13 protein-coding genes and 1 pseudogene are annotated in these 18,173 nt (G+C 60.8%); 10 read left to right on the top strand and 4 right to left on the bottom strand.

Annotation, left to right across the window (positions count from 1 at the left end; translation table 11 throughout):
- The first annotated feature begins 526 nt into the window (after nt 1-526).
- The 9 genes and pseudogenes from QFZ30_RS11140 (at nt 527) to QFZ30_RS11105 (ending at nt 9,328) form a co-directional block, all read left to right on the top strand.
- Nucleotides 527-814, top strand: a complete 288-nt coding sequence (locus tag QFZ30_RS11140; RefSeq protein WP_267278722.1) for a hypothetical protein — start codon at nt 527-529, stop codon at nt 812-814.
- A gap of 12 nt (nt 815-826) precedes the next feature.
- On the top strand, nt 827-2,245 hold the full coding sequence (locus QFZ30_RS11135; protein ID WP_307076177.1) for a type IV secretion system protein: 1,419 nt from the start codon (nt 827-829) through the stop codon (nt 2,243-2,245).
- A complete protein-coding gene (locus QFZ30_RS11130) occupies nt 2,238-3,749 on the top strand; it encodes an SCO6880 family protein (protein WP_307076175.1) in 1,512 nt (503 codons plus the stop codon). Before QFZ30_RS11135 ends, QFZ30_RS11130 begins: the two co-directional genes overlap by 8 nt.
- A 239-nt stretch (nt 3,750-3,988) precedes the next feature.
- The gene (locus tag QFZ30_RS11125) at nt 3,989-5,203 is read left to right on the top strand and encodes an ATP-binding protein (protein WP_307076174.1); all 1,215 of its coding nucleotides are present in this window, start codon (nt 3,989-3,991) and stop codon (nt 5,201-5,203) included.
- A gap of 9 nt (nt 5,204-5,212) precedes the next feature.
- Nucleotides 5,213-7,021, top strand: coding sequence for a type IV secretory system conjugative DNA transfer family protein (locus tag QFZ30_RS11120; RefSeq protein ID WP_307076172.1), 1,809 nt, complete (start codon nt 5,213-5,215; stop codon nt 7,019-7,021).
- A 124-nt stretch (nt 7,022-7,145) separates the two neighbouring features.
- Entirely contained in the window at nt 7,146-7,517 is a 372-nt protein-coding gene (locus QFZ30_RS11115; RefSeq protein WP_307076170.1) for a hypothetical protein, read from the top strand.
- Between the two features lie 88 nt (nt 7,518-7,605).
- Nucleotides 7,606-7,947, top strand: a pseudogene (locus tag QFZ30_RS22005) (ArdC family protein); the annotation flags it as partial.
- 336 nt (nt 7,948-8,283) lie between these two features.
- A complete protein-coding gene (locus QFZ30_RS11110; protein ID WP_307076168.1) occupies nt 8,284-8,757 on the top strand; it encodes an ImmA/IrrE family metallo-endopeptidase in 474 nt (157 codons plus the stop codon).
- A gap of 58 nt (nt 8,758-8,815) precedes the next feature.
- The gene (locus QFZ30_RS11105) at nt 8,816-9,328 is read left to right on the top strand and encodes a single-stranded DNA-binding protein (protein WP_307076166.1); all 513 of its coding nucleotides are present in this window, start codon (nt 8,816-8,818) and stop codon (nt 9,326-9,328) included.
- 158 nt (nt 9,329-9,486) lie between these two features.
- Here QFZ30_RS11105 and QFZ30_RS11100 read toward each other — a convergent pair whose 3' ends face one another.
- From QFZ30_RS11100 to QFZ30_RS11085, 4 genes are all read right to left on the bottom strand, one after another.
- On the bottom strand, nt 9,487-10,089 hold the full coding sequence (locus QFZ30_RS11100) for a P-loop ATPase, Sll1717 family (protein ID WP_307076164.1): 603 nt from the start codon (nt 10,087-10,089) through the stop codon (nt 9,487-9,489).
- 129 nt (nt 10,090-10,218) lie between these two features.
- Nucleotides 10,219-10,887, bottom strand: coding sequence for a hypothetical protein (locus QFZ30_RS11095; protein ID WP_307076162.1), 669 nt, complete (start codon nt 10,885-10,887; stop codon nt 10,219-10,221).
- A gap of 1,288 nt (nt 10,888-12,175) precedes the next feature.
- Nucleotides 12,176-15,751, bottom strand: coding sequence for a MobF family relaxase (mobF, locus tag QFZ30_RS11090; protein WP_307076160.1), 3,576 nt, complete (start codon nt 15,749-15,751; stop codon nt 12,176-12,178).
- Nucleotides 15,752-16,586: 835 nt separating this feature from the next.
- A complete protein-coding gene (locus QFZ30_RS11085; RefSeq protein ID WP_307076158.1) occupies nt 16,587-17,621 on the bottom strand; it encodes a DUF4192 domain-containing protein in 1,035 nt (344 codons plus the stop codon).
- Here QFZ30_RS11085 and QFZ30_RS11080 point away from each other — a divergent pair.
- Nucleotides 17,620-17,982, top strand: coding sequence for a hypothetical protein (locus QFZ30_RS11080; protein ID WP_307076156.1), 363 nt, complete (start codon nt 17,620-17,622; stop codon nt 17,980-17,982). The two genes, QFZ30_RS11085 and QFZ30_RS11080, sit on opposite strands and share 2 nt — an antisense overlap.
- Nucleotides 17,983-18,173: the final 191 nt, after the last annotated feature.

The following is an 18,173-nucleotide window of genomic DNA, read 5'->3' as shown; positions in this document are numbered from 1 at the left end:
GCCGTGCCAAGAGCCCATTGAATGCGGGAGACCTTGCCTGAACAGGGGAAACACGGGCCCGACCGACCCACCCCCTGTTCTAACATTCACCGGGGATACTGCTGGCACTGTCCTGAGCATCCCGGTAGGAGATGGCGTCCTGCACGTGGTGGACCCTTCCGGCCCAAACGGACTCTTGGTGAGTTCGTTCCGGCGGTTGGCTCGTGCGGTTTCCGTTGACTGGAGTGCCTGGTTGGGTTTGGTCTGGAGGTATTCGTGGGACATCGCTGCTCGCTTCGCCGGCGTAGCGCTCCAGACAGGTAGCCACTCGTGCCGGGACGACCACGATCGGCGCGTAGACGCCATGAATGTACGCTGGGCGGGCGCGGTATGTGAGCCATTAGCAGACAGGCCTTCGTCAATCATCCGACTGTTCCATTTCCCCGTCGCTTTGCGGCGAGCCGTCATGTCGCTACGCCCAGCCTGCTCCATGAAGTCGTGAGCTCAAACTGCTCATTCCACTGGAAAACGACGGATGGAGCACCAGATGTTTCTGGCAGCGGTGGATCCTGGGATCACACCAAACGCGAATTTCCCTTTTCTTGAATCCCTAAAGCAGATCGGCGGAGGGATCCTGGTCGGCGCATTCATTGTGATTGCGATCGTGGCGATCATCGGGGCCGCGATGCTCTTGGCCGGCAAGCTGAGTCAATCGTCGCGCCTCGCCTCAGGCGGTGGATCTATCTTGCTTTGGACAGGCCCGGTGGCCGCGATCCTGGGCGGCATCAACGGCTACATCCTCTGGTCCCAGAGTGCGTTCCCGCTCGGGTTCTAGGTCCAGTCGATTATGCCAGTTCAATGTGACCTCAATGGCTGGTGGCCGCCCGGATGCGGACTCGTCTCGCAGGCCAACGATGGTGTTCAGGGCGCTATCACCTCCCTCTTCGCGAACATTCTTCAGAATATTGCGTCATGGATGTGGGCCTTCATCACAGGCGCTTTCAGTGCATCGGAGATCGACGATTCGCAGTGGAGCTCCATCCGAGGCCTGACAAACTGGTGGGTCATTGTGATGATGACGCCCTTGGTCGTCGCGATGATCCTCCAACTACTTTCGGGTCTGATTAGCCAACAACCGCGACGCATGGTCAGGGCGCTGGTTGGCGGCGCAGCTGCAATACCCATGGTGGCCGGGGCCGTTTACCTGGTTCGTCAGCTCACTAAGGTCAGCGACTCCGCGTCGACTGCACTTCTGGACTCGATGGGAACGGATCCCTATGTGGTCTTCATGCTGCTCTTTGGCTTCGAGCGTGCACCAGTCGGCTCCGACAGGGAGTGGAATGTCTTCTCGCTGGCTCCAGGCACAGCGGGGGGCGCCGCTGGAGGGGTGATTGTCACTGCGATGGCCGTCATCGTTGTATGGATTTTGGCATTTATTCTCATGTGCTCGATGATCTTCCGATCGTTCGCACTCATTGTGCTTGCCGCCGTCGCGCCAGTCGCTTTAATGCTTATGCCGTGGGACAAGACGAAGACATGGGCAAGGCGCTGGTGTGAGATTGTCGTTGCCCTGTTGCTCGCGAAACCGCTCGCTGCGACCGTGCTGGCAGTGGCAATCAAGCTCTTTGCGGATTCGACGTCGTTCGCCGGACTCGCTGCCGGCACTGTCGGAATGGTCCTGGCTTGTGGCGCGCCGCTGATGGCCTTGAGGCTCGTCAGCTTTGCAGGCGGCGAGTTGGCTGCAGCGGCGCAAACTGCTGGTGGCGGGCACGTTCTATCGCGGAGCAGTAGCGTTGCCGCCCGCCAGATAAGCCGCCAGACAGGCGGCCGGCTTACCCTCGCCTCGATGATTGGGCGCTCCTCAATGAGTCGGCCGATCCAATCGAGCCGGGGACAGTTCCCAACGCGAACGCTGCCGGCCGGTATGCCAAGGTCGGTGTCTTCGCACGTTCCGACGCCGTCGCTAGGGTCTGGCGGACTCGCTCCCACTTTCGACGACACGGGTCCAAGTTCCGGGATGCTCTCTCCACAGTCATGGGAGGCCCCTGGTTCCGGGCGTGAAGCCGCTGGTAGCCACGCCCGGTCCGCATCAAGATTAGCCACAGCGGTGAGCCCAAGGAACGCCGCTGTTGATACCGAGCGGCCCGAGCTATCTCATGTTCCCGACCGCGGGAATCCGGTACTGAACATGCCGGCGACGCCACCGCCTCCAGTCCACCCCCAACCAGTAGCCGAACCTCCATCAGGTGGTAAATCCGATGTCTGAAAGTTCACGGACTCTCGAAGCAGTCAAGTTTCCCCGTTACGAACGTCGCGGTCTGTTCATGGGACTCAAGTGGTACCAATTGCTGCTGCTCGCGGCCGGGGTTTTTACGGGGAGTGTGGCCTCTGCCACCGGTGGACCTAGCGGCCTGTTCACCTCCGGACCCATGTGGCTGTCGCTGATGCTGCTCGGTCTCCTGCAGTATTCGCGGATCCCTTATCCGATCTGGGCCACCCAGATCATCCTGTTTTTCTACCGCTCTGCAATCAGGCAGACCCGCTTCCTGGCACGGCCCGAAACCGCACTTCTCGCTGGGCGGCTCGTACTTCCTGGCGGCCTCGGGAATCTGGAATTCCGTCGTGCGGCTAAAGGCGAGTGCTTCATTGTGGATCCCAAGGGCAGGGAAGCGATAGCGGTGCTGCGCTGCACCACAAGGTCTTTCGCCCTGCTCGACGCCGATGACAAGGCGTGGGCCGTACAGGCCTGGTCGCGCGTGCAGGCTGGAATGGCCCAGCGGTCAAGCATCGCGAGGATCGCCGTGCAGGACTACACCGTTCCCTACCCTTCAACGGCCCTCCGTGACTTCTATGACCGCAGCGTGCCGCGGAAGTCCGACGCCGTCCGTGCGCTGACATGGGGTGAACAGGCTTATGAGGACCTGATGGCAGCCGCCGGTTCTACAATGAGCCACGACCTTCTGGTGGCAGTTGTCGTGGACACGGCAAAGGCCCGACGCCGGATCAAAGAGTCGGGTGGCGGCATGGCCGGTCTCGAGCGCGTGCTCCGACTAGAGGTCGAGGCCATGGGCACCGCCTTGGGAACGCACAGCGTAAAGGTCGAGGAGTGGCTGCGTGAGGACGGCATCCTCGATGTCGTTCACGGCGCATTCGATCCAGCAGCAGTTGCAAGACCGCACAGGGACCCAAGGGCAGAACTCCCGGCAGCCCCCGCAGACCGCGAACCCGATGTCGATCCCGAGCCGCCAGCTTTGGCTGCGGGGCCAATGGCGGTCGAGGAACACTGGACGTATGTGCGCACCGACTCAGGATTTCATCAGACGTTCTGGATCGCTGAGTGGCCGCGGCAAAAAGTGTTCCCCGGATTCCTCCATCCGCTGATCTATGTGGGCGAGTTCCGCCACACCGTAACGCAAGTGATCCGAACCGTTTCCACTGTGGAGGCTCTGAGGGACATTCGTTCCGCCCAGGAGGCTCATGAAACTCGACGACGGATCAACACTCGCTTCGACAGACCATTCACCCGCGAGCAAAAGGCCGAGGAAGAAGAAGTGGCCCAAAGGGAGGAGGAGATCGTGGCCGGACACGGTGACGTCCGCCCCGCTGCCTACGTGACCATTTCGGCCGCCACGCTCGACGATCTGGCCCGCAACAGGCAGGAACTGGAATCAGCGGCAGCAGGAGCTTTCGTTGAGCTGCGCCTGCTGGCCGGACAGCAATGGGCGGCCTACGTCGCGGGCGCACTGCCCTTCGGAAGAGGTTTACGATGACTCGAACCCAAGAAACCGTTCGCTACACGCCGTCAGGTAATCGCCAGGAGCGGATGGAACGACGCCGGCAGGAGAGCCTCGCCAACCGTCTACCGCGCGCGTCAGTTCTGCGTCGACTCATTGACCTGGCCGGCGAACGGCTGGACACGCCTCAGCTAGGAAGTGACTGGGGGAGCCGAGAGCCAAATTCATTGCGCGGGCCGCATCGCCTGCGGCCGGCACCACACCGCGCTTCGACCATGACGTTTGCCGCCGCTTACCCCTTCATCACCGAATCAGGCCTGGGCCACCAAGGCACATATATCGGCACTGACGTTTTCGGCTCCGGCGCCTTCTCTTACGATCCGTGGATTCTCTACGACAAAGGCGTCATCAGTGGCCCCTCAATTGTTGTCATCGGGACTGTAGGCACAGGTAAGTCCATGTGCGGAAAGTCGCTCGTGGCCCGGTCGATCACGCTAGGCCGTAAGGCTGCCGTCGCATCTGACCCCAAAGGCGAATGGGTCGCCGTGGCCAAAGCAGTTGGCGGCAAAGTCATCTCGGTGGGACCAGGACGCTCCGCACGGGTCAATCCTCTCGATGCCGGACCCAGATCTAGCGCTTTGACGGAACCACAGTGGCAGGCTGTGGTGCGTCAACGACGAAGGCATCTGCTGGTTGCCTTAGTTTCCCTGATGCGGCAGGGCACGCCGTTGCGACCAGTCGAGCACACCGCCTTGGACATGGCGCTGATGGAGACTGTCGCCCAGAATTCGAATCCCACGCTGCCCATGGTCCTGGACCACCTCTTGAACCCGTCGAAGGAGACGATAGGGCTTGTCGGCAAAGACGGCGGCCTGGCTGTCAGCCACTCATTACGGCGCACCGTGTCCGGCGACTTGGAGGGCATGTTCGACGCTCCCTCGACCGTAGCCTTCGATGCTGACGCCCCAATGATGGTGATGGATACGTCGGCCCTGATAGGTGCTTCCGAACAGGCGCTATCCCTCGCAGCGGCGTGCGGCGCCACTTGGCTGGAGGCGGCGATCACCAACCCCGACGGCGGCAAGCGGCTCGTGGTCTACGACGAAGGTTGGCGAATGCTGGCCGACCCTTACATGCTCGCCAAAATGAGCGAGCAATGGCGACTCGCACGCACTTACGGAATCGCGAACCTGCTCATCATGCACAAGGTGGCTGACCTCAACGAGATTGGCGACAGCACTAGCGGGCATCGGCAAAAGGCCCTTGGCTTGCTTACCGAGGCAGACACCCGGATCATCTACCGGCAAAAACATGACGCCATGCGCCTGACCAAAGAAGCCCTGGGACTAACCGAGGCTGAATGTGAGCATGTGGAGAACCTTCCCAAGGGCGTTGGACTTTGGAAGGTCGGTAACCGTTCCTTCATCGTCGCGAACCGGGTCACCACTGACGAGCTGGAGGTCTTCGGCACTGACGACCGGATGATTTGAGTGGGAACCATGACACGCGGGGGGACTAGCGGCCCACTGGTGACCGCCGGTCTCGTGGCTATGGCCGGCTACTTTTGCCTATGCCTTCTCGTTCAGGCGTCAGCCACCATAGTGGTGACTTGGCGCTGCGGCGCGGGGAAGCCCTCGCCCTTCAGTCCGGCAGCCGCCGTCGGGCTTGTTATGGACCGGATCGACTGGGTGTTGCTGCAGGCCCCCACCTGCAGCGTCGGCAGTGGCGATGTGTGGTGGGTAGTAGGCCCGGTTCTCCTCCTTGTCGCTGGGCTCGCGGTCGGTTCCATCCTGGGCTGGCGAAGATGGAAGCAATCCGGAGCATGGCTTCGCCAGGACATCTTGAAGCGAGACGGAATCGCCGGACGTGCCGAGATCCTTCACGATTTCGGTGCCAGAGCGGTCAGACGACGCGGAAAGTTCACCCGGCCTGGACTTAGCAAACCCAAAATCGAGGACGTGTCATGGACGCTTGGGCGATCGCATGGCGTCACGGTCCACGTGTCGACTGAAGAGTCCATGGTGATTCAGGGCGCTCCCCGTTCCGGCAAGGGTCTATATGTGGTCATCAACGCCATACTCGACGCACCGGGCGCCGTAGTGACGACGTCCACTCGCGCCGACAACCTGGTGGTGACGATGCGGGCGCGAGCCACCGGCGGAAGACCCGTGACGGTATTCGACCCGCAGGGGATGTCAGGCCTGCCTTCCACGCTCCGGTGGTCGCCGGTGCGCGGATGTGAGGATCCCGACATCGCCACCCGACGGGCGCTGGTGATCACAGCTGACACAGAGATGAAGGGCGAGAATGCGGCGTGGCAAAAGCGCTCGCTGATCGTTCTGCAGTGTCTGCTGCATGCTGCGGCCCTGTCTGGGGAGGGCGTACGTGCGTTCCGCCGGTGGTCCTCGAGCCCCGTGTTGGCCCGGGAAGCGCTGGAAGTGCTGAGTCGTCCTGGGGCGGCGTTGGGATGGCAGGCCGATCTCATGGGGATCCTTGAGGACGACCCCAGGAACACGTCCAATTCGTGGATCGGTGTATCGGCCGCCGTAGCGCCGCTGTCGTCGCCTAAAGTGCTGGCTGCTTTGGATCCTCAGGAAGCGTCCGAGGAGTTTGATCCCAAGGCGTTTATCCGTGAGCGCGGCACCCTCTATTTGATCGGCACTCGGGCTGGAGCCGCCGCCGCGGGTCCGTACCTTTCCGCGCTCATCGACGACATCGACAACGCGGCCCGCGAGGTGGCCTTCGTGTCGCCCGGCGGCCGGCTGGATCCGCCCCTGTCGCTCATCCTCGACGAGATCGCCAACCTGGCCCCATGGCCTGGCCTGCCCGTCGCTCTTTCCGATGGAGGCGGGATAGGAATCTCCACGCTGGTGGTGCTGCAGTCGCTTTCGCAAGCACGTACCGGCTGGTCGATTGAGGAGGCAGCCACCATTTGGGACTCGGCCATTATCAAGGTCATTTTCGGAGGGGGTTCCGATGAACGTGACCTTCGTTCCCTGGCCGGCCTGCTGGGGGAGAGAAGCCTCATCTTGAATACCCGTTCCTGGTCTTCCCAAGGCCGGCAGGACGGCGAGCAGATCAGGGAGAGTCCTGTCATTCGGCTCGATGAGATCCGTCGGCTGCCTGTTGGCACGGCACTCATGCTGGGCAGGCGTACACGGCCGATACTCCTGGACCTCAGGGAATGGCACAAGCGCAAGGACGCAGCCGAGCTCGGGCGGTCAAAGATGGAAGTCGAACGAACGTTGGCAGATGGCCACAGGCTGCGCCAGAAGGCAACTGAGGGAACAGATGATGAGCAGTTATGAGGATGGCGAACGCTTTGAAATCCCATCAGTTGGAGGGGACGACGACGAGCTAACCGCGCAACTATTCCGCTCGGCATTCCGTCCCCCCGGGGGTACGTCTGGCGTGACATACAGATGGCGGGACATGGACGCCCAGCAGTCTGAAAGCGCCTGGCGTGCCTTGGCAGTGTGGGTGAGGTGGTTCGTCGCCACGTACCAGCTCACGACGTCGGTGGTTCCCGATTGCTGGTGGCGTCACCCTGAGATTGTGGCTGAGCTGTATGCCCTCCAGAGGGCTGAGCTCGCCTCTTACGCAGCAGACGACTCCGGGTTCGGACCGCTGGCCCTCCACGAGCGGCTGCCTCACGCCGTCGAGCGTCTCAGAACGCACTGCCGGGCGGCTGGTTGCGTTGGTCTTCAGGCGCACAAAGAACCACCGCGACGGATTCTCTCGACGGATGATCCTGCCCTTCTGGAGTGGCAGGCGGAACCGCATCAGCTGGGGGCTGATTTCTGAAGTCATGCTGTGGGCGCCCCTTAGGACATGAATAGGTATCCGCCGATTGGTGGAGCTTAGAAGCGTGGAGGTGGCTGTCGTGGCTCCGATGTCTGAGGACGTACATGGCACTTTTCTGCTGGGTTCTACCCCAGGGATGGAGGAACTCGGCAAGACGCGGATGACCCCCGAGGAGCGTATTGCTGCACTGACTGAAGGGCTTCATGCCCACCTCGAGCAAGCTGTGGAGTCACCGTCCCAGTGGCAGGTGCTCTTGGACGCTTCGGCAACTCTGTGGCGGTACTCGGGCGGGAACGTTGCCTTGCTCATGATGCAGATGGCCCAGCGTGGTACGGAGGAGCCCAGCCTCGTTGCTGGGTACAGGGAGTGGGACCGGCACGGCCGGCGAGTCTTGAAGGGTGAGCACGCGTTGTGGGTGATCGCGCCTCGAACAGCTCGTGTGCAAGAGGTGGTCATGCCCGACGGTGCCCGGCAGCGTATTCCAGTTGGAGATAGTTGGCCGCGGGGCGGTGCTGATGGTGGGAAGAAGACAATCATCACCGGCTGGCGTGGGCAGGCGGTTTTTGATGTCTCACAAACGCAGGGCAGGCCGCTCCTGGTGCCCCGCGGTGGAACAGAGAGTGCAGTTAGTGCTCCGGAGTTGTGGGAGTCACTCGCCAACGTGGCTCGACGGCATGGTTTCGAATTGCATCTCTCTGACGCTCAGCACGGTCTCGCCAGTGGTTTCACTGACTTCTCGCAGCATCGGATCGAGGTGGGAGCTTGGATGAACACCGAAGACCGGGTTGCAGTACTGGCACACGAGTTGGGGCATGTGATGCTTCACGGCCCTGAAGACGAGACGGGCAAACAGTACGGCAGCAGCGCAGACCACCGCGGACTTGCTGAAATCGAAGCCGAATCCGTCGCGTACACCGTTCTGCGGGCCCACGGAATTGACCGCGGGGACCAATCGGCGCTGTACCTGTCGGGATGGGCAGAAACCGTGATTCAAGTTCAGCGGGCAGCGTTCGAACAGGACATGTACAGCCGACACCCCACGTCCCGCGTGGATGTAGCCAAGTCAGTCCTCGGGCGGGTCACTGCTGCGACGAAGGGGATCCTGGAACTGACGCATCCGCCAGGATTCGGGGGGAAGATTGCCGGCCCTGAAGCGGACCTTCGGGCCACTCCGGCGGCGACGTACGCCGGTGCCGGCCCCGGGGTGAAGCCTGATGGGCCTGTGATGGCTGGCCCATAGCCATAATCGCAACACTGATGAGCGGGAGAGACCCGCTCAACACAGAAAGGAAAGAAGAATGAGCACGAAAATCCCAGTAAGCATCACGGGTAACCTCGTCGCCGATCCTGAGCTCACCATTGGAGAAAGCGGCGTTGCTCATGCCAAGCTGCGCGTCGCGGTGAACCAGCGAGTCCAGGGAGCAGACGGCACCTGGCAAGACGGCGAACCAGTCTTCCACAACGTTTCGGCCTTCCGGGCGCTCGCAGAGAATGTTGCCAATTCATTGAAGAAGGGTGACCCCGTCAACGTGGCGGGCGAGCTTGAGTTCCGTGCGTACGAGAAAGACGGAGAACGGCGCGAAGCACGCCGGATTATTGCGGATACCATCGGGCCCGACCTTCGATTCGGAACCGTGATCTATCAGCGATCATCACGCACAACAGATGCACGTCCGGATGCCCAAGTCGACGCCGGCCCTCAGACGCCCGTGGTCGGCGCCACTTCTGCCCCTGCCTACAACGTGTCGACGAAGGGCCCGGTTGTGGTGCCCCCTTTTGTCGCGACAACGGGGAATGAGATGAGCTGGTGAACACTCAGCAGTCTCAATGGGGGAGACCCACCGCGTCCACGGGGTGGGTCTGCACCATGCATTGAGTCAATTTTCAGCGGCTCAGGAGGCGGAATGCCTGTCACACGCTGTTATCGAAGTGGCCACGTCAGGTTGCTTGCTGCACGTCGTCTTTCGCGTCAACTGCCAAGAAGTTTTAAAAGCTGGATGAACCTTAAGCCTCTGGTCATCCCCGGATGGCTGGAGAAAGGCAACCTCACGCTTCGTTGGAAGTCACTTCCGACCTCTGGAAAATGGAACACTCCAGGCTTAATCTCAATGCCCAAGAATGACATCGAGATCAGCTTGTCGAGGATAGGGCGTATACGGTGCTCGACAACGCCTGCTGAACCTATGGCCAGTTGGGCGTCCTTAACCCTGAGGACGTGGTTGCAACCCAGGAAACCGAATAGAGCATCTTCCATCTCCGGGATGGTGACACCATTTTCAACTAGCAATGCTTCGTAGGCGTACCTTGAATACGTCTCCTCGGCCGACAGGAAGTCTCCTTCCAGAACCCTTTCGTTTCGTCGATCAATGGCGCGGCCGACGGCGGCATTGTAGAAATAGACGATATCTCGAGGCCGGGGAAGCACAGTTCGTGACAGGTATTCCTTCGTTGGGAGTCCTGACACCTCGGAGTAGAAGAACGTTTCCCACACCCAGGATGATGGCTCCGGAATGGAGGCAGTAGCGCGGCTAAACGGCCGCTGTTGACCCGCGCCCCGGCCCAGAGCTTTCATGTCAAAAACCTACTACGAAGCGGCCGAAGTTTCTGGCGCATTAAATCTACGAACTCGCTGACCAGCAGTTCGGCCTCGCCCAAGGTATGACCGCGCTGTTCCTAAGAAACCTGCGCCCAAAGCAACTACTCAGTCAGGGCGCACCTGAAATCGGCGGTCGAAAGCCAGCATTAGTATGATGCCCAGAGTCGTCACTAAAGCGGCCCCTATCAACAGTAGAAGGACAACCTCCAGGAGAAACCCCGAACCTTCAGTCAACCGTGTCGGGATGGTGCTGTAATAAGCAAAAGCTGCTAAGAAGGGCCCGTACGGAACAGCGGAGCGGCAAATTACGGCGATCAACAAAGGAACGTTAGAGAGTTTAACGGACAGGAAGCGTTCGTTACGGTAGGATTCCCAGCTCAGAAGCGGCGAGCCTTCTTTCGGCGGCACTCTGCCGGCCTTCTTTTCTGCGATCGCCGAATGCTGTCGGATTTCAGGAACAAGCCGCTCGCTGATGTACACCGCCAATAGACGGATATTGAGTTGCTGATGTGCTTCGTTGACAGGGAGCCACAGGAGTGTCAATGCGAACAGCAGGCAGACGGCGGGTAGATACGCTTGCAGCTCCAACGGAACTGAGCTCGCCCACGTTGAAGCGGCTGCGAGAGCTCCAACCGTGCCAACAAAGACGGCAAAAAGAGCGAGGTAACTGCTGCTTTCCTGATTGAGGCGATGATGTATTTCTTCTTGCCGACTCTTCAGGTCTGACAAAAGAATCTCCAACTTGGAGTCCTGCAACGGCTGCCGACCAAACATGACGCCAGCATAGCCGGGAAACGCAAACAGCGCCCTTGAGTGTCATCTACGTCTATATTTCTAGGCCAAGCACTTGTCTTTCCCTCGCCCGAATGTGAGGGGTTTTCCGTGGCTCAGGGCTCACGGAACTCACGTTGCGAGCATCCGTCTTGGAAAGGTCTTCTGTCATCCTCGGACGTTGGGAGCGAACACAGGGCTTGAGCACCGGCCTGGCAACGCATGCGGGGCGCCTGGGTGAGCCTGTCACTGAGGAAAAGAGAACTTGTTGGTGCGTTGCAGCTCGAGCAATCCCAGCTCCGGCAGAGAGGCTATGCTTCTGTTGGTCTCAGGCTCAGTGCCACGATCAGGTCGATGACGTAAGGGGTTGTTTGTGCCCACGGGACCAGTGATGAGGATCGGCGGCCATCCCAAACGCTTGTCAATTTGACGTGGTACCGATCGACAATTCGTTCCTCCGCGAACCGGAACCCCGGCATGTAGCGGTGGCGTCCTCTGGGATTCCCTCCCCCTGACCGGGGAGTTGTAGATGATGCTTGCCCTGTCCTAGACGCTAGATTTTCCGGAATACTTCACCTTGTCACCGTAAGCCGGGGTAATCGTCCTGCTCCATGAGAGGCCAGGCGGCCACCTCGTCCAGTGCGTGTGTAAGCGAGTATTCGCCACCGTTTGGTCCTGCATGTCTCGGACACTAATTCCGAAAGCTACGCGGACGGTCAGCCCGATGTGGAAACTTCCCAAGTTTCCTGATCGGGTCTGCGCGCGGAGCCCATGCATGCGTGTCAGAGCTCCTGATGTAGTACATTTGCGGCCACGGCAAACCTGGCTGGACCTGGGCCGGGTCCGGCGAAATCAACAGAACGGATCCGGGCCAGATCGGATCCGGCAAAGCTTCGATCCATGCATGTTGAACGTGATCGAAACGGTCCCAGTTGATAGTGATCCAGGATCCAGTGGGTTCCAGAGCGTCGACACTGAGAACCGTGATTTCAGTGGTCGTCCCATGGTTTCGCCTGGCGTCGTCGAAGTCGTGCCACTTTTGTTCGGCGGCCGCCATCCAAGCGCGGCGGCGGCGAAGCCGAGCGAGCCACACGGCCCCCAGGGCAACCGCCGACAGGGCGGCAAGCGCACCAACCATCAGGACCGCGTCAACGGGCACACGGGTGCTCAAGGTTGTCAGGAAGTAGCCGGCGGCAATCAAGACCGTCGCAGTGGCCAATATCAGCGCGGGTGTCGCCAACCTGGGCTTGAGGACTGGGTTCGAGGTCATGGGTTCCTTTCGCTGCCCAGTTTAGAGCTGCCATCCGACATTGATGAGACTTGGCTCGCACTGACTCGGCGTCTTCATCCATGCCCCTGGCTGCTGAGATCCGGCTGAAGCGAGGGGGGCGGCCTGAGACATTTGACGCTCGATGCTCGCCCGCTGCGCTTGCTGTTCCCATTCGTAGTCCGGCGCCACTGGTCCGAGCGCAAGCGGAGAGTCTTCGACCCCCCACGTATCTCGGAAGATAGCGACTTCGCGAACAAGACGTCTAGCTTCTTCGGGCTCTGTCTCCTGTCCGAGGGACTGTAGAAGGTCTCGCTTCCATTCGGTCTCATGAAGCAATGCGGCTTCCGCGACATCGTCTGCCCGACGCTGCATTCGTTCTGCCACTTGGCGAATCATGTCTCTCAGATCGGAGCGGCTCGGGTGAAGAACCTCAGGAATCGTTGTGAATCCATCTGAAGGCAAGCGAGAGAGAAGTCCCCGAAGTCGGGAGTGAAGGACAGACGCAAGATCTCTAGCCGACAAGCTTGATTCCAACGTTTCGAGCACAACTCGCTGGGCGCTTGGACGGCTGATTGGAGAGCAGCGGCGCCAGGCTGCAACAGTCGCACCCCACGAGGGAGATTGCAGGATCTCCTTGATCCGCTCGGGCGCACCGGACTGAAGGAACTCAGCCAGGTGCTCACCGGCCGCGATCTGGGCAAGGTAGTCGTACTCGGCGCCAAGCCGCTGCAAGCTATCGGCTTTGGAATGTTCGGCCTCGCGGACCTCATGGGCAGTGCGCTCAGCACCTTCTGCAGCGAGGACCTCACCCAAGATCTCGCGCCACGACGGTTGCACCGACGGGTCCAAAGGATCGTGATCGAGGGGATCGTTCTGGCTGACGTATGCGTGATTACCGATGCGCCCCCGGGTCATGGCCACATACAGGAGTTCACGGGTGAGCCGCCCCTGTGTGACGACCGTGTGGCCGGTGTCCACCGTGAGGCCCTGGGAACGGTGTGCCGTTGTGGCATACCCCAACTCAACCGCGGACTGAACATAGTCGCGATACAAGGTAACAACCCCTCCTGTATCCCTGCGGACAGCCACGAGGGAGCCGTCGCGCTTGGCGACGCGTCCGACGTCGAACATGGTTCCGTTGCGAATGAAGTCACCGTTGCTGTCCCAGACGGTGCGGTCGTTGTGGCGGACGATGATCGTGTCACCCCGGCCGGCACGCAGCCCGTCGCTGAGCAGGACAGTCTGCTCCGCGTCCACGACACCCTGGATCACCAGATCGGCCTGGGCACGTTCGTTGAGGATGCCGACTGTGTCATTGTCTGCTGCTATGAGGATGGACGAGTTTCCGGATTGGATATCGGATTGCCAGTTCACATAGGCCTGATCGACCATATTGACATAGGAACCGTGCCGGATGCGTCCCTGCTGATCGTAGACGGCGATGGCAGCGGAATCGCCTGAGCGAAGCTTTAGCGACGCCTCTCGTTCCCACCTCTGCTCAAACCGCCAAATCGTACTCAGCCTCGCCGCTTTTCCTTGCCGGTCCAGCCAGCCAAGGATGCCGCCCGCGTCGATGGCATCCAGCTGGGCAGGGTCGCCCACTAGGAGGATCTTGGCCCCGGCGTCTCGTGCCTGAGATACCAATGCGGAGAGCTGAATCGTGGACACCATTGAGGCTTCATCGACGACGACAAGCTGGTTCGCATGAAAACGCCACCTGTTCTGTTCCGCTGCCAACCGAGCTGTTTCTTGAGCCAGACGCGTTCGTCGGAAGCTAAGGGGATTCGCCTCGGCGTCGAGGCGGCGCTCCATCTCGAAAAAACGCGACGCTCGATAACTGGCCCCTTGACCCACGGATTCATAGAGCCACTTGGCGACGTTTTCCGTGTCCATGGTCAGTTCCCGTCCGAGAACCTCGGCGCTCGCCGCCGCCGGAGCTAATCCGACGACGCTGCCTGCACCAAACTCTGATTCCCACGCGGCCTTTACAGCCCCGAGGGTGGTGGTTTTGCCCGTGCCGGCCGGCCCCACGACGGCGTCGAGCCGGTTCCCGCTCAGCAGAACCTCGGCAGCCGCGGAGCGCTGGTCCGCGTGCAGTTCAAAGAGGCCGTGATGCCTGTAGTTGGCGAGCGCGTCCATGGTGACGGTGGCGCGCACGGCAGGGCCGCCGTCGTCGTTCCTTGCTTGCATAATGACGTCCTCAGCGGCGAGGGTTTTGGCGTCGGTGTAAAGTCGTGCGCCATGAAAATCAAAGACGCTCTGCTTACCGAGGCGCAGGTCAGGCGCCGCGTCCGCGTCGACGCGGTATCGGCACTCATTGAGGGGGACGGACTGCATCCCAGCGGCCGTAGCAATGGCATCGATCAGGCTGTTGCGGTCCCCGGGAGTTTGGCAGCGGACTGCGGCGCAAACCCGTTCGGCCTCGGCCAGTAGATTCCAACGGTTCCAGGTGGAGCGTTTGGCCGCCACACGATCCTTGGTAATGGAGGCAACGGCTTCCACCCAGTCCGCGGTGAAGTCACTGCTGCGAAATGGTGAGGTTTGCGAGCGTCGTACCGTCTCGAGGAGAATGCGGCCAGGCTCGAAGCCCCTCGCGATGGCGCGTGCCTGCCACTGTCGAGAGAGCACGCGAAGCGGGGCGACTGCCTCAGCTTTAGGCGCTCGCGTTGAGAGCGTCGCCTGCTGCCTCAGCTTCACTGTTGTAGTAGCGCTTGGACGTTTACCATGTTCCTCGGTCCAAGCGGCCACGAGACGGTCGGTTTCCAGGTCGATGAGCCGGGAGCGGTTGGAGAATTCTCGGATCAGTTCGTCGTCGACGCCGATGAGCTGTTGGGTTGGGTTGTGTGTGTTGGCTGCCGGTTTCCGGATCTCCGCGTCGGTCCCGAGGTTCCGGTGCAGGGCATCGAAGAGGAGTCCGTTGTAGTGCTCGCTGGCCGCGACGGCCGCTTTGTAGAGGGTCCGGGAGTCCAAGGTGACCCAAGCGCCGTCGGTGATGCGCTGAACGCGGTTGGCGATGACTAAGTGGGTGTGCAGTTGTGGGTCTCCGGCCCGCGATTCCCAGTGGTCAAACGCAGCAGCGATGGCGCCCTTCGTGCCGATGCGGGCGATACCGTTACGCCCCGCTCGCGTGTGGATGACGTTCTCCTCGAGCCAACGAAGGGTGGCTGCAACGGCTTCGTGGTGCGTTTGCAGGATCTGGTCCTGCATGGTGCGGGGGCTAAGGGCCCAGAGGACCGAAACTGACTTTGGGGCGCTGAAGGTCAGGTCGAATCCGACAACGGCGTGGCGCTTGGTTGTTTGGCCTTGGCTGGATTGAACGATGGTGGGTTGACCATGTGGCTGGCCTAAGGGGACGCCGGTGTCCGGGTGGACGGCGTGGTCGAAAAGCGCTTTGGCATCGGTCTCCGTGACGACGTCTCCGGTGGCGCGGTTAATGCCGCTGAGGCCTGAACCAAGCCACCTGCCTTGGGGCGTCCCCGCCTTCATGTAGTAAGTCGTGGCGTCCGGGGGAGTGACGGTGACGTCGTCCATCATCGTTGTCTTGAAGAGGTACTTCAGGCCCGTCTGAGCGGAGAGCCGGGCGATGGACATGGTCATCGCCCTCTTGCCTCCGCTCGGCGCTTGTTTGAGATCCAACCTCGACGGCGGAGAATTTCTATCGTCTTGGTGTCCAGTGGCACCTGCTTTGCTTGGGTGACAGCTACCACCCTTGCTGCGACGTGGGCTAGATCCTGGACATTAGTTCGCTGTGCCCTCTTAAGGCGGGCGAGTTCCCCTTGGAGGACGCTTATGCGCGCCTGTTGCTCTGCGTTGTCAGCTTCAAGGCGGTCCAGGTCCAAGGATTGGGACCGCAATTGTGTCTGAAGTGCATCCATGGCTAGTTGGCAGCGTTTGGTTGTCGCATTGGTTTGTCGACTGCTCGCGCGTGGTTCGATGGCGGGTTGGGGAGTGCGCTGAGCTTCTTGGCGCCTTGGGGACTCTGCTGGTGAGGATTCATTGGCGCCAACGACCACTCCCTTGTTCCGTTTCCGCCGTCGTCGGTCCCGCTGTCTGTCGGCGCAGCGCGTGCAGCAAAACCGCTGCGTTTTGCGGGACGCTTCGAAGCCGACGCGGCATTCCTGGCAAATCTTCCTCTTCACGTTCATTCATCAACTCGGCGTCTGACTGCAACATGACTTGGCCTGAGTCGGTGCACACGGCGGCGGCCTTGGATGCCAGAGGTGTGAAGGCGCTGATGAGACTTTCACTGGGGGCCGGGCAAGTGAACCGGCGCGCTTTCTGGGCGCCTGTGACCGTGTGCGCGGACCGTATGAGAATTCGGGGGACTGGCTTCATGGGCAAAGGCCGCTGAAGGTGCCCGGACACGGAGGCAAAGAAGAACCGCCGACGGCGAGTCGACGGTTCTGTGAAATGTGGCGCTGAAAGCCTGCGGTTAGGAGGCTTCGAGCCCTCGCGGTCCGAACGCCTTGTCCCTGTCAGCGCTCCACGGCGCAAGCATTCCATGTGCGACCATTTGGTCGCTGAGCCGGGCCAGCCTATAGGCGGGGTCTGCCTCGAGGGCGAGCTGCAGGAATTGATGGGCCTTGCTGCCTCGGCCTTCCCACCAGTTGATGTATCCGACGGCGGTCAACAAAGCTGCTGAGTGTTGGGTGCTGCTGTGCGTATAGGCGTGTATGAGCAATTGCTGCGCCCATTCAACCCTGGACCATTGTGGTTTGCCCTGGGTCTGGGCAAGGAGAACCTGGACCATCGGTTCGTCGATTCCTGGGATGTCCGCCATGAGTCGATCGCGGATCGCGGCGAACTGGAAGTTGGCGATCAGACTGACGGTCTCCTCGTCAGTGGGATAAGTCTTCCCGTGCAGCATGGACGCCCAGAGGCTGCGGGCCTGGTCCAACGCTTCGGGGCTAGGGAGGCCTCGAATTTCTTCCATCCGGTCCAGGACTGCGTCGGTCGTCAAGGTTTCTTTGGTTGAGGCAGGGAGCGTGATGCCGCGAGGCTCGATTTGGCTCCCGCGGTACACGAATTCGGCGTTGATTTCGCTGGACTGGGTTGCGGCCAGGGGGATGGACGGGCTGCTCAAGTAGTTGCCGTCGTATGGCAAGCACGCGTCGTCTCCGACAAGTAATCCGTCCCGGATGGAGATACCTTGTTGGGCCAGCGCGCCAGTCAGGGCAGCGACGGTGCGAGCATGCGGTTTCTCCGCACCAGACTCCAAAGGTTTTGACGTATACACAGCAAAAAGGACCGTTGACGCATTCGCATCATTCGTGATGTAGCCGGCGACTGTTTGGGCGTAAGTGAAGAGTCCGCCGTCGGTCTTGGGCAGATCCACTCGTAGTGTGGCCCCGACGATATTCTTCTTGTCGAGCGTGATGCAGACCAGACTCTCCTTGGGCCAGAAGCCGAGAGTATGTCCAACGAAACTGAGGACATCGGCGGGGGTTTTGATGGTGAGTGCTTCCATGTTCCTTCTCCCTTTGAACGCAGTGCGGGCGCTACGCCCGGCCGCGGGATGGTTAGGGCATCCTGAAAAGGAGATCGACGGACAGGAGATGCCATCAAGAAATTCGGTAATCAAGCAAACGGCGCCAGCGTGCTCAGCCATTGAGGCTGGGATCGTGCGCCGGACCGGCCCAACGATGATGGATTTTCAGAATGACAAAAGCAAGATTGCTTCCCGTCAATTCATGGAGATACTGGAATTTCGCAACATGATTCAATCCGTCCCCGGCATTGAAGTTCTTTGCCTCTTTTCCATGTCGAAGCTGGGTGCGGTTCCCCCACGTGTGGGGGCTTTTCAAACGCCGATAACGGACCTTCCGTAAATCTTTGGGGAACTACCGCAGGGCTCTCTGCCCGCCGATGCCCTTATCCGATACCGCCTGATCAGGTGCAGGCAATAAGCAGCCCGTCGGCATGTGGCCGCAGCCCTTGCGGGCTCGACCGCGCTGGAACATACCAGGCGGCGACGAGGAATGCGTGATCAGATCCCGCCCCGGCGGCGTCCACCAGCGGT

Source organism: Arthrobacter pascens (assembly GCF_030815585.1).
Lineage (GTDB): Bacteria > Actinomycetota > Actinomycetes > Actinomycetales > Micrococcaceae > Arthrobacter > Arthrobacter pascens_A.
Note: the sequence above shows the minus strand (reverse complement) of the source record. Positions and strands in the feature narration are given on the sequence as shown.